The organism is Saccharothrix lopnurensis (assembly GCF_042658445.1).
In the GTDB taxonomy this organism is placed as follows: domain Bacteria; phylum Actinomycetota; class Actinomycetes; order Mycobacteriales; family Pseudonocardiaceae; genus Actinosynnema; species Actinosynnema lopnurensis.
The window spans coordinates 21,793-34,144 of sequence record NZ_JBHSQO010000031.1 but is presented as its reverse complement, the minus strand read 5'-3'; the positions used below and the strand labels follow the sequence as shown (position 1 = coordinate 34,144).

Here is a 12,352-nt window from a genome sequence, read left to right as displayed (position 1 = left end):
CCGGTGGTACTGTTGGGGGGTGCCGGGGGGTGATCGACCGGCTGCGGTGGGGATTCGAACTTCGCCCAACAGGCCCTCTTCGGCTTTTCCGTTCCGCAAACGAGACGTGGATTACACGAAGTCCTGTCTACCGGAGGGCTCACAGCGGGTAATGATGGCCACGTGACGAAGGCCCAGAGGATCGCGGCGGCGTGGGCGACCCTGCCCGCAGCGGAACTGCTAGAGCAGGTGCGCGGCATGGTCAAGGCGGGGGACGCGGTCGCCCGCGCCGTCTGGGCCGTCGTGCGGGAGGACCCGGTGGTCGCGGCGCGCGTCCGCGGCGCGCTGGCCGGTCTCAAGGCCGAGCACCGCGGTCACCGCGACGAGTCCATGTGGCTGCTGTGGATCAACCGCGCCCAGCGGCAACTGGCCGCCGACGCCGCGCCCGTCGCCCCGGTGGCCGTGGAGGTGGTGCTCGACGCCCCCGCCGACACCACGTTCGACGAGACCGCGTTCGGGGGCGCCGCGGCGGGCCACCAGCCGCTCGGGCAGGAGGCGTTCGGGCAGGAGGCGTTCGGGCAGCAGCCGCTCGGGCGGCAGGTGTTCGAGCAGGAGGCGTTCAGCAGGCAGCCCTTCGCGCAGCAGCCCTTCGGTGAGCAGGCGCCCGGGAACCGGGCTCCCGGGAACCACACGGCGGGGAACCGCACGGCGGGGAACCAGGCGCCCGGCGGACCCGCCTTCGACGAGACGGCGTTCAAGGCGCCGGAGGTCGTGGCGCCCCGCCCGCGGACGAGCGCGCCGGCGGTGCTGTTCCAGGAGCCCACCACCGCCTGATCCGGCGCACCCGCCCGGGTTCGTTCAGCCCACCCGCACGTCCAGGTAGTCCTTGAACTGCACGCTGACCGAGTGCCGGTCCGACGGCCAGTTCCGCACCGCGACCGTGCGCGACCCACCGCCCGTGCCCCGGGCGACCTGGGTGATCAGGAGGGCCCCGGCGGCGTCGGCGCGGGCGGGCAGGTAGGTGTCCGTCGCGGTCAGGAACGGCAGTGAGCCGAACGGCGGCACCACCGCGCCGGGCGTGGACGCGAGGTCGCAGCCGTCGTCGAACACGAACGCCGCCAGCACCTGGCGCACCCGGGGCGCGACGGCCGGCGCGAGCACGTCGACGCCGTCGAACTCCAGGCGGTCGTTGTCGGCGGGCTGGTCGGCCCACCACTCGCGGTTGCGGACGACGGTGACGGCGGTGTGCGTCGGGCACCGGTCGACCTGGTCCCCGATGCCGCCGGGGACCGACACCTGGAGCCGCAGGAAGCGGTCGTCGCGCTCGAACGGCTCGAAGTAAAAATGGTGCGTCGGCTCCCCCTCGCGCAACAGCACCAGTTCGTGGTGCCTGCCGCCGACGACCGGCAGCGGGCCGAACGAGCCGTCGGGCGCGGTGCGCGCGGTGTGCCGGGGAAGGCCGCGCCGGGCGCCGGTCCGGCCGTCGACCTCCCACACCACCAGCAGGCCCTCCACGCCGGTGTTGCGCGGGAAGTAGGTGGCCCGCCCGGCGATCTCGACCGAGGTCGGGGCCTCGGGCAACACGCGCGTGGTGAGGGCGTCCCGGTCCCTCAGGAACCGGTGGACGTGCGCGAACCCGTCGGCCGAGGTGGCGGTCTCGGTGTGGCCGAGGGTGGTCAGGTACACGTTGGTGGCGCCGCCGATCGACCCCGTCGGTTGCAGGCTCCCCCACAGCGCCAGCGTCGGCACCCCGCCGGGCGGCGAGGCGCTGGAGCGGCCGTCCACGTTGACGTACCGGCGCACCAGGGCCGCCCGCTCCGGGGTGGCGAGGAAGGTGTGCAGGACGGTCGTGCCGCGCGAGTGGGCGACGACGTCCACCACGGGCGAACCGGTGCGGGCGCGCACGTCGGCCAGGAACGCGTCGAGCCCGGTGACGGCCTGGTCGTTGGTCGCCACGCCCGTGTCGTACTCGTAGGCGTGCAGCAGGCGGTCCGGGAAGCCGTTGGAGGCGAACCGCTTGGCGTTGGACTGCCACTGCTGCGCCGAACCCTGCTGGCCGTGCACGAAGACGACCGGGGTGCGGGTCTCGGCGTGGGCCGGGACCGCGGTCGCGGGCAGCAGCAGCGCGATCGCGAGCAGGAGCCTCATCGCGCGCCCACCGCGTCGCGCAGGTTCCGCTTCGCGTCGGCGGGCAGCAGGTGGCCCGCGCGGACGTTGGCGAGGTCGGCGGCCACCACGCGCCGCACGTAGGCGGCGCGGTCCGGGTAGAGCCTCGCCAGGGTCTGCTCGTCGAAGGGGACGTGCGTGCCGAACAGCCGGCAGAACGCCTCCCCGGAGTTGTCGCCGGTGTTGAGCGCGGTCGGCGCGGCGACCTGCGAGAGCCGGATGCCGCCCAGCGCCAGGCCCAGTGCGTCCCGCTTCCTGGTCACGCCGTCGGCCTCGAACTCCAGCGGCGGCGCCGTCGGCGGTGGGGTGCCGCGCTCGACCCACCGCCGCAGGTGCTCGTGGGCCGCCGCGGTCACGTGGTGCACCGGCACCCGGCTGAACGGCGGCCGGTCGCAGTCGTACGCGGGCGCGCCGCCGAGGTCGCGCTCGGAGATCGGGGCCCGGTAGACCTGGCCGGCGTGGCCGGAGTGCGCCCCGCCCGCCACCTCCCAGCGGCGGAACCGGTCGGTGTCCGGGGGCCGCTGGGAGGTGCGGACGTCGGTCTCGGACAGCACCTGGAAGACCGGTTCCGCGCCGACCCGCGTCGGGGCCGGGCCGACGACGAAGCCGTAGCCGTCGAACACCGGCTCCCGCGCGGGCAGGACCCGGTCGTAGAGCACGGTCATCCGCGCGGCGGACTGCGACGCGCCGATCGCCAGCAGCGTCCGGGGGCGCAGCCCGCCGGTGACCGAGCCGTTCGCGACGGCGCGGCCCGCCTGCGTGAACACGTCGTAGGACAGCTCGTCGGCGGTGAGGCGTCCCCCGCCGGTCACGTCCAGGCCCCCGTAGCGGGCCGGGCTCCACGCCCGCAGTTGGTCGACCCCGACCCGCTGCGCCGACACCCCGACCCAGGCGTGGCCCTCGCGCACCACGGACTCGGCGTGCCACAGCGCGTCCAGGTCGTAGCCCGCGGTGACGTTCTGCCACTCGACCAGCGCGGTGCCGCTGAAATCGCGCGCGTGCGCCGGCCGCCGCACCACGACCCGGGTCGCGTAGGGCACGTCGGCGGCCACCGGCGCGCCGTCGGTGGCGAAGCCGTCGGCCGTGCCGGAGACGTGGAACTCCTGCTCGACGTAGCCGGCGGCGGCCAGGTCGTCGGGGGTGGAGAAGAACGGGTAGGTGTCCTCGATCCGGTCCGCGAGCCGGTCGCCGGGCAGCGCGCCGGGCAGCGGGCCGACCACCCGCGGCCCCGGTTCGGTCGCCGCCGCGAGGGCGGTGGCGGGGGCGGTCGGGAGCAGGAGCCCCAGCAGGGCCGCGAGCGGGACCAAGCGCCTGAGCGACATACCGACTCCCTCGTCGGGGGCAGGGCACCTGCGAACCTGCCGGCCGCCGGTGACGGGCGCCAGCACGTGCCGGGATCGTGAGACCGCGGTCTCAGCGGCGCAGCACGGTGCGGGCGGCCCGCTCGACGAGGTCGGGGTCCAGCGGCGTGCCGCCCAGCAGCTCGGCGTAGAGCGCGGACTCCACGATGCGCACGTAGAGGAACGCGACCTGGCCGAGCGCGGGCCCCGGCGGGCCGGGTTCGCCGCGCACCTCCAGCAGGATGCGCTCCTGCGCGCGGACCGCCCGCCGGTGGACCGCGTCGCAGCCGCCGAACAGCACCCGGGCGGCCGTGTCGGGTTCGCCGCGCAGGAACGCGCGGAACGGCGCCGCCGCCCGCAGCCGGTCCACGAAGCAGCGGGTGACCTCCAGGACACCCTCGACGCCGTCGTGCGCGCGCCGCTGCCGCGCCCGGACCAGTTCCCGGTCCGCGAGCAGCCACAGCACGTCCCCGAGCAGGCCGTCCCGGCCGCGCACCACGCGGTACAGCGTCGCCCGGCTGATGGCGAGGGTCGTGGCCAGCCGCTCCATGTCCACCGCGCCGTGCCGGAGGAACAGCTCGCAGGCGGCCCGCACCACCTGGTCCCGGGTCACCACCCGCCGCGCGCCGTCCACCATCGCCAACCCGCTCCCGCCGGACCCGCTCCCGCCAAACCGCGCCTGCCGGCCCGCGCCCGCCGAACCACGCGCCGCCGACCCGCGCTCGCCAACCCGCTTCCGCCGGATCACGCGCCCGGCCCACCGGCATCATGGACCGGGCGCGCCCGGCGGCGTAACGGTGGAACCACCGGTGTCGCCGGAGGCGGGCACGTGCGCCCCGATCAGGAAGGCCGACCGCGCCCCGCCAGGAACACCTCGACCCCGTCCAGCACTCGGGCCAGGCCGAAGTCGAACTCCGCGTCGAGGTCCACCTCGGGGGTCGCCGGGTCGACCGTCAGCCACGGGTGGCGGCCGGTCCCGATCGCGCCCGCGAGCCTGCCGAGCCGCGCGGTCCACCAGCGGCGGACGGTCACGCCGGTGTCGCGCGCCGCGTCGTGCTCCGCCGCCGCCGTGGTGGCCAGGCCCTGCACGTAGCCGCTGACCAGCAGGTACACCGACAGCGCGGTCCGGTGGTCCAGGCCGTGGCCGGAGAGCGCGGCGAGGAACCGGTCCACGGTCGCGAGCACCCCGGGTCCCAGCGGTGGGCGCGTGGTGGCGAGCACGGCCACCGCCCACGGGTGCCGCCGGTAGCGCGCCCACTCCTCGCGCGCCTCGTGCTCCAGCACCACCCGCCAGTCCGGGGAGCGGACCGGGCGGTGCTCGGCGAGCACGGCGTCCACCACGGCGGTGAGCAGGGCCTCCCGGCTGGGCACGTGCCGGCGCAGGGAGGTCACCGGGATGCCGAGGCGGCGCGCGAGGACGTCCGGCGACAGCGCGCCCAGCCCCTCCGCGTCGGCCAGGTCGATCGCCGCGCGCACGACCGAGGTCCGGTCCGGCCGCTCCGGCGGGGGTCGCCGGCTCGGGCGCCCGTGGTCCCGGCGGGCGCGGTAGGCGCGGGCCTGGCAGGCGCGCCCGCAGTAGCGGCGCGGCCGTCCCCGCCCGGACGGCGTGATCACCGTGCCGCACTGGGCGCAGCCCACCTGCCCACCCCTTTCGTCACACCTCGACGGTGTGACGCAATCGCTCGACCGCCGGGCCCGTCGGGACCACTGTGGACTCCACAGCCTACGGAGAGGAACCCCCGTGATCGTGCGCCGTGCGGCACCGGACGAACTCGACGCCCTCGGCCGGGCCTATGCCGGGGCGTGCGCGGACGAGGCGGTCACCGCGTGGGTGGGCGCGGGCCGGGAGGAGGTGCCGGTCGACTTCGCCGGGGTCTTCCTCGACCACGCGCTGCGCGAGCACGAGGTGCTGGTGGTCGAGGGACCGGAGGGCATCGAGGGCGTCTCGACGTGGTCACCGGGCCCGGCGGCCGTGCCGGGGGTGGAGGGCCTGCCCGAACGCCTCGCCACCGTCCTCACCGCCACCGCCGCCCGCCACCCGGAGGCGCCGCACCTGTACCTGGCGTCGATGGGGGTGCTGCCCCGGCACCGGGGGCGGGGCGTGGGGGGCGCGATCCTGCGGCACCGGTTGGCCCGCGCCGACGCCGACGGGCAGCCCGTCTACCTGGAGGCGAGCACGCCGCGCAGCGCGGAGTTGTACGCCCGGCACGGGTTCCGCCCCCTGGGGCCGCACATCGACCTGCCCCCGGACGGGCCCCGGCTGCGGCCGATGTGGCGGGGTGCCCGGACGTCGGCGGATCAGCCGACCTGACCGCCGCGGCACGACCGGAGGGCCGTCAGCGCAGGGCCGGGACGTCCGCGTCCGGCACGCGGTGGGAGCCGACGAGCGGAGGATCGCGGCCGGGGTGCGCCTCGGTGGCGTCAGCGACTCGCGCTGTCGCGGGTCGGCGGCGCGGGGCGGGGGTGCCGGTCGCGCCGCCGGACCACCGCGCGCCCTCCCCGGCCCGGCGCGCTGGCGACCCCGCGCGAGTACCACCGCTCGTCGCGCTCGTCGGTCGGCTCCAGGTGGAAGTCGCGCAGCAGGGTGCGCAGCACGACGTCCATCTCCATGGTCGCGAAGGCGGCCCCGATGCAGCGCCGGGTGCCGCCGCCGAAGGGGATCCACTCGTACAGGTCGGGCTTCGCGTCGAGGAAGCGGGTCGGGTCGAAGGCGCGGGCGTTCGGGAAGACCGACTCGTCCTCGTGCACGAGCGAGATGGCGACGAGGACGTTCTGCCCGCGCGGCAGCGTCCAGCGGCCCAGCCGGAAGCTCTCCGCCCTGACCTGGCGGCCGACGAGGTCGATGACCGGGCGGGTGCGCTGGACCTCCAGCAGGGTCGCGTCGCGCAGCGCCCGGCCGCCCGCGTCGGACTCCTCGACCAGCCCGCGCAGCACGTCGGGGTGGCGGCGGAGCCGTTCCACCGCCCAGGCGAGGGTCGTCGCGGTGGTCTCGTGCCCGGCGCTGAGCAGGGTCAGCAGCTGGTCGGCGATCTGGGCGCGGCCGAGCGGGGAGCCGTCGTCGTAGCGGCTCTGGACCAGCAGGGCCAGCACGTCGTCGCGGTCGTCCAGGTGGTCGTCGTGGGAGGCCCGGGTGATCAGCCGGTCGACGATCTCGTCGTACCGGCGGCGCATCCGCCGGAACCAGCCCCAGGGACCCGCGCCGCCGCGCGGGAACGGGAGGGTGGCCAGGCGGGACCCGAGGGCGACCATGCGCGGCAGCAGCGCGCGCAGGCGGTCGAGCTCGGCGCCCTCCGCACCGAAGACCGCGCGCAGGATGGCGTTGAGGGTGATGCGCATCATCGACGGCAGGGTGGCGAACGCCCGGTCGCGCGGCCACGTCGCCAGCTCGCGCGCCGCCTCCTCCTCGACGATCCGCTCGAACGCCGCGAGCCGGCGGCCGTGGAACGGGGGCACGAGCAGTTTGCGCTGCTTGTGGTGCTCCTCGCCGACGAGCGCGAAGAACGAGCCCGGACCGAGCACGCGGCCCAGGTTCGGCTGGATGTTCTCCACCGTCCCGGAGCGGCTCAGGAACAGCTGCTTGATCTCGGCGGTGTTGGCGAGGACCAGGGCGTGGCCGAAGATCGGCACGTTGACCGAGAAGGCGTCGCCGTAGCGCTCGCGCATCTGCCTCAGGCCGCGACCGGGGACCGTCAGGGCGTAGGCGCCCTGCACCGCGCGGGGGACGGTGGGGCCGGGCGGGAGGACTCTCGACGTCATCGGCCGGCACCCCTTCGTTGGTACGTTGGCGTACCAGGGTGACGGTACGCCGGCGTACCATGCCTCACAAGGGGCTGGACGGAGGGCGGCGTGCAGGAGGCGACCACGGCGGGGCCGGGTGTGGCGGGGCCGGGTGTGGCGGGGCCGGGTGTGGCCGGGCCGGGTGTGGCCGGGCCGGGCGAGGACGACCGGGCCACCGGCTACCGCAGACGACTGCTCGACGGCCTGGCCGCGTGCATCGCCCGCGACGGCTACCGCGCCACCACGGTCGCGGACGTGGTGGCGCACGCGCGCACCTCCCGCCGCACCTTCTACCAGCACTTCCCCGACAAGGAGGCGTGCTTCGCCGCCCTCCTCGCCGACACCACCGCGAACATGGTCCGCCGGATCTCCGCCGCCGTGGACCCGACCGCGCCGTGGGACGCGCAGGTGCGGCAGGCGGTCGAGGCGTGGATCGGCTGCGTCGAGGCCGCGCCCGCCCTCGTGGTCAGCTGGATCCGCGACGTGCCCGCCCTCGGCCCCGCCGCGCGCCGGTTGCAGCACGACGCGATGGAGGCGTTCATCGCCATGGTCCAGGAGCTGAGCGGCACCGAGCGGTGGCGGGACCTCGGGGTCGAGCCGGTGTCGCGGGAACTCGCCGTCATGCTGCTGGGCGGGCTGCGCGAGCTGAGCGCCACCACCACCGAGAGCGGCAGGCGGATGCGCGAGGTCGCCGACGTCGCGGTGCGGGCGTCGACCGCGCTGCTGGGTCCGCGGCCCCGGTAGACCACCCGCGCGGGCGGTTTCGACCGCCCCGGTCGGCAACCCGGGTCCGGACGGACCAACGGCGATCGCGCCCCGAGGACGTCCCCACAGGAGCGAACGGGCGCCCGCCGCCGCCGGAACGGACTGATCCTCGATGTCCCGGAAGCGCCACACATATTTACAACGTTGGAAAAGTGGGCTAGAACCATCTCATCGGCAACCGCGCGGGGTGGCGCACCCACGAGCCCCCGTCGGCGCCGCCCCGACGAAGAACGGGAGCCGCCCGTGCCGCCCTTCCGCCGTCCCGGAGCCGTCCTCCTCGCCGTCGCGCTGGCCACCGGCGCGACCACGCCCGTCGCGGCCGCGCCGACGCCCGCACCCGCGCCCGCCGCCGAGCCGTACCCGATGTACCCGCCGGTGGGCGCGGGCACGGCGCTGTTCGACCACGGGGCGAAGCTGGCCGGTTTCGTGGAACCGGACTGGTACGAGGCGAACATCCCGTTCGTCGACCTGCCCGACGCCGAGATCGAGGACACCTACTACTACCGCTGGCGCACCTACAAAGAAGCCCTCAAGTACACCGGCCCCGAGGACGGGTGGATCGTCTCCGAGTTCCTCGGCCCGGTGGGCTACTCCGCCCCCGGCGGCGGGATCGTGGCCGCCGCCGGGCACCACGTCTACGAGGGCCGCTGGCTGCGCGACAGCCGCTACCTCGACGACTACCTGGACTACTGGCTGCGGGGCAGCGGCGCGGGACCCAAGCCCGCCACCGACTTCCTCAACGAGCACACCACCGACTGGGCCCACCAGTACTCGTTCTGGGCCGCCGACGCGGTGGTGGCCCGCGCCCGGGTGGACGGCCGGTGGGACTTCGCCGTGGACCGGCTGCCGGAGCTGGAGCGGCAGTGGGCCGCGTGGGCGCCGCAGTTCGACCGCGAGCTGGGCCTGTACTGGCAGGTCCCGGTGTGGGACGCGATGGAGTACACCGCGAGCGCCTACCAGAGCGACGACCCGTACCACGGCGGCGACGGCTTCCGGCCGACCATCAACGCCTACCAGTTCGGCGACGCGGTGGCCATCGCCGAGCTGCTGCGGTCACGCGGTCGGTCCGGCGACCAGCAGGCCGCCGCCCGGTACGAGGAGGCGGCCCGCGCACTCCAGTCCAATGTGGACAAGCACCTGTGGAGTGCCGACGAGCAGTTCTACCGGCACGTCATGCGCGACGACCGGACCGCGGTCCCCGACCGCGAGCAGATCGGGTTCGTGCCCTGGTACTTCCGCATGGCCCCGCCGAGCGCCGCCCCGGCGTGGGCGCAGCTGACCGACCCGATGGGCTTCGCCGCGCGGTTCGGCCCGACCACGGTGGAGCGCCGCAGCCCGTGGTTCATGCACGACGCGCTCGTGGGCTGCTGCCGGTGGTCGGGACCGAGCTGGCCGTACGCCACCAGCCAGGCGCTGACCGCGATGGCGAACCTGCTCACCGACTACCCGCCCCAGCCGTACGTGGACCGGCGGGACTACTACGACGTGCTGCGCGGGTACGCGCTGACCCAGCGCAAGGACGGCCGGCCGTACGTGGCCGAGGCGCACCACCCGGACGAGGACCGCTGGCTCTACGACGGCCGGGGGCACAGCGAGGACTACAACCACTCGACGTTCAACGACCTGGTGCTGTCCGGGCTGCTGGGCGTCCGGCCGCGCACCGGCGAGCAGGTGCGGATCTCGCCGCTGGTCCCGGCGGACTGGGGCCACTTCGCCGTGGAGAACGCCCCGTACCACGGGCGCAACCTGACCGTGGCGTGGGACCGGGACGGCGACACCTACCACCGGGGCGCGGGCCTGCGCGTGTGGGTGGACGGGCAGCTCGTGCACCACCAGGCGGACCTGCGCCCCGCCGACGTGCGGGTGGGCCCGGCGCGGCGGGTCTCGGCCGTGCCGCTGGTGGACGACCTGGCGAACGTCGCCGGGACCGGCCACCCGGCGGCCTCGGCCTCCCACACCTGGCACGCCGACTCGCCCGCGGACGCCGTCGACGGCCAGGACTTCCACCTCGACGTCCCGTCCACCCGCTGGACCAGCTACGGCAGCCCCAACCGGCAGGACTGGCTGGCCGTGGACCTGGGCGCGCCGACGCCGGTCTCCGACGTGCGGATCTCCTTCTACGACGACGGCGGCGGGGTGCGCACCCCGGACGCCTACGACCTCCAGTACCGCACCCCCGCGGGCGGGTGGGCCGAGGTGCCGGGGCAGGTCAGGACACCGCGCACGCCCGAGCGCGGCCGGGTCCACCGGGTGCTGGTGTCGCCCCCGGTGCCGACCGACGGGCTGCGGGTGCGGCCGTCGCGCGCGGACGGCGGCGCGGTCGGCATCACCGCGCTCCAGTCGTGGCGCGCCGAGGACCCCCGCGTCACCGCCCGGCTGCGCGCGGACGACGACGGGGCGCTGCGCGTGCGGCCGGGGCTCGTCACCGAGGTCGTGGCGGAGGTGCGCGCGAGCGGTCCGCTGACCGTCCGGCCCGCGTTGCTGGTGCCCCGGGGCTGGCGGGCGGAACCCCTCGGGCCCTCCGGCGACCTGGCGGTCGCACCCGACCGGCCGGTGGAGCCGCGCTGGCGGCTGCACGTGCCCGCGGACGTCGCGCTGGGGCAGCGGGCACCCCTGCGGCTGGTGGTCTCCACGCCCCCGCCGGACGGCCGCGACACCGCCGACCTGGTGCACGCCGAGGCGGTGTTCGACCCGGCCGACTTCACCACCCCGGTGTGGGACGACCGGTTCGACGGCCCGCTCGGCGCGTACCGGGTCGGGTCCCGCTTCGGCGAACCGGTGCCCGACCTGCGCGCGGAGGGCGGTGCGCTGGTGGTCGAGGCGCGGCGGCAGTCCGCCGCCGTGCTCGCCGCCCCGGTCACCGCGCCGCCGGGCGACCTGGCCGTGGTGCTGGAACCCCGGTCGTTCGCCGGGGCCGCGCCGGAGGACAGCGTCCTGCTCGGCCGCGCGAACGGCCCGGACGACCTCGTGCTGGCCTGGTACAACCACCACTTCCGCACCTCGGCCGCCGATGTCCGGGTCGGGGGCCGCGACCGGGGTGACGCCGCCGGCGGCTGCTGCGCGAACGTGACGTGGACGCCCGGGGACCGGTTCGCGGTCGTGTTCGACGGGGGCGTGATGACCGGCTGGGTCGAGCACGGCGGTCGGTGGCGGGGACTGCGCGAGGTCCCGTTCGGCACCGCGGTCGACCCGGCGCGGGTCGAGGGCTGGTCACCCGCGATCGGCGTGCGGGTGACCGGCGGGCGGCTGGAGCTGGAGCGGATGACCGTGCTGGGGCGGCGGTGACCGGTCAGGGGGCCACCCGCAGCACGAGCTTGCCCCGCACGCGCCCACCGCCCAGCAGTTCGTGCGCCCGCGCGGCCTGCTCCAGCGGCAGCACCTCGGCCACCTCGACCCGGACCACGCCCCGGTCGATCAGCCCGGCCAGTTCGGTCAGCGCCGCGCCGTCCGGCTCGACCAGGAACGACCGGGCCCGCGCGCCCCGCTCCCGCGCCGCCCCGACCAGTTCGGGCGACGCCCCGCCGGGCACCGCGACCAGCAGCCCGCCGGGCGCCAGGGTGGTCAGGGAGCGGGTGCCGGTGTCGTCGACCTCGTCACCGATCAGGTCCACCACCACGTCCACGTCCCGGACCGCGTCCTCGAAGCGGGTGGCGGTGTAGTCGACCACCTCGTCCGCGCCGAGTTCGCGCAGCCACCCGTGCTTGTCGGCGCGGGCGGTGCCGATGACGTGCGCGCCCAGGTGCCTGGCGAGCTGGACGGCGAAGTGGCCCACTCCCCCGGCGGCGGCGTGGACCAGCACCCGTTGGCCGGCGCGCACGTCGGCGGTGTCCACCAGGACCTGCCAGGCGGTGAGCGCGGCCAGCGGCACCGCGGCCGCCGCGTCGTGGTCGAGGGTCTTCGGCTTGCGCGCGAACTGCCGGGAGGGCGCGGTGACGTACTCGGCGTAGCCGCCGGCGGCGCGCGGGAACCACGGCATCCCGTAGACCTCGTCGCCGACCTCCAGCGTGTGCACCCCGAAGCCGACCTCCTCGACCACCCCGGAGACGTCCCAGCCCACGGTGAACGGCGGCGCGCCGAGGACCCCCGCCATCCCGCCGCCGCCCCGGGTCTTGTGGTCGACCGGGTTCACCCCGGCGGAGACCACGCGGACCAGGACCTCCGTCGGCAGCGGCGCGGGCTTCGGCACGTCGGCCACCCGCAGCACGTCCGGACCGCCGAACGCGTCCTGGACGACGGCGCGCATGGTGCTCATGGAATTCCCTCCCACCGGTCGGGCCCCGTGCCCGGCAACACCCGGAACGCTATGCCGCGGGGATCGGCAACCC

The 12,352-nt window shown here is 75.9% G+C and carries 10 protein-coding genes; 4 read left to right on the top strand and 6 right to left on the bottom strand.

From position 1 onward, the window contains the following. The first annotated feature begins 162 nt into the window (after positions 1–162). The gene (locus ACFP3R_RS25340) at positions 163–813 is read left to right on the top strand and encodes a hypothetical protein (protein WP_380638985.1); all 651 of its coding nucleotides are present in this window, start codon (positions 163–165) and stop codon (positions 811–813) included. Positions 814–837: 24 nt separating this feature from the next. Here ACFP3R_RS25340 and ACFP3R_RS25335 read toward each other — a convergent pair whose 3' ends face one another. The 4 genes from ACFP3R_RS25335 to ACFP3R_RS25320 all read right to left on the bottom strand — a co-directional run bounded on the left by ACFP3R_RS25335 (position 838) and on the right by ACFP3R_RS25320 (position 5,123). Then, on the bottom strand, positions 838–2,127 hold the full coding sequence (locus ACFP3R_RS25335; RefSeq protein ID WP_380638983.1) for a hypothetical protein: 1,290 nt from the start codon (positions 2,125–2,127) through the stop codon (positions 838–840). Further along, the gene (locus ACFP3R_RS25330; RefSeq protein ID WP_380638981.1) at positions 2,124–3,467 is read right to left on the bottom strand and encodes an alpha/beta hydrolase domain-containing protein; all 1,344 of its coding nucleotides are present in this window, start codon (positions 3,465–3,467) and stop codon (positions 2,124–2,126) included. Before ACFP3R_RS25330 ends, ACFP3R_RS25335 begins: the two co-directional genes overlap by 4 nt. 91 nt (positions 3,468–3,558) lie before the next feature. Further along, on the bottom strand, positions 3,559–4,122 hold the full coding sequence (locus tag ACFP3R_RS25325) for a QsdR family transcriptional regulator (RefSeq protein WP_380639098.1): 564 nt from the start codon (positions 4,120–4,122) through the stop codon (positions 3,559–3,561). Positions 4,123–4,325: 203 nt separating this feature from the next. Continuing rightward, positions 4,326–5,123 carry a TetR/AcrR family transcriptional regulator gene (locus tag ACFP3R_RS25320; protein WP_380638979.1) on the bottom strand — a complete coding sequence of 266 codons (798 nt, stop codon included), beginning with the start codon at positions 5,121–5,123 and terminating at the stop codon, positions 4,326–4,328. Between the two features lie 103 nt (positions 5,124–5,226). Here ACFP3R_RS25320 and ACFP3R_RS25315 point away from each other — a divergent pair, with 103 nt between their 5' ends. Next, on the top strand, positions 5,227–5,796 hold the full coding sequence (locus ACFP3R_RS25315; protein ID WP_380638977.1) for a GNAT family N-acetyltransferase: 570 nt from the start codon (positions 5,227–5,229) through the stop codon (positions 5,794–5,796). Between the two features lie 110 nt (positions 5,797–5,906). Here ACFP3R_RS25315 and ACFP3R_RS25310 read toward each other — a convergent pair whose 3' ends face one another. Further along, positions 5,907–7,241, bottom strand: coding sequence for a cytochrome P450 (locus ACFP3R_RS25310; RefSeq protein ID WP_380638975.1), 1,335 nt, complete (start codon positions 7,239–7,241; stop codon positions 5,907–5,909). A 90-nt stretch (positions 7,242–7,331) separates the two neighbouring features. Here ACFP3R_RS25310 and ACFP3R_RS25305 point away from each other — a divergent pair, with 90 nt between their 5' ends. Continuing rightward, positions 7,332–8,006 carry a TetR/AcrR family transcriptional regulator gene (locus ACFP3R_RS25305; protein ID WP_380638973.1) on the top strand — a complete coding sequence of 225 codons (675 nt, stop codon included), beginning with the start codon at positions 7,332–7,334 and terminating at the stop codon, positions 8,004–8,006. 264 nt (positions 8,007–8,270) lie between these two features. Beyond that, the gene (locus tag ACFP3R_RS25300) at positions 8,271–11,312 is read left to right on the top strand and encodes a discoidin domain-containing protein (RefSeq protein ID WP_380638971.1); all 3,042 of its coding nucleotides are present in this window, start codon (positions 8,271–8,273) and stop codon (positions 11,310–11,312) included. A 4-nt stretch (positions 11,313–11,316) separates the two neighbouring features. Here ACFP3R_RS25300 and ACFP3R_RS25295 read toward each other — a convergent pair whose 3' ends face one another. After that, the gene (locus ACFP3R_RS25295; RefSeq protein ID WP_380639096.1) at positions 11,317–12,270 is read right to left on the bottom strand and encodes an NADP-dependent oxidoreductase; all 954 of its coding nucleotides are present in this window, start codon (positions 12,268–12,270) and stop codon (positions 11,317–11,319) included. Positions 12,271–12,352: the final 82 nt, after the last annotated feature.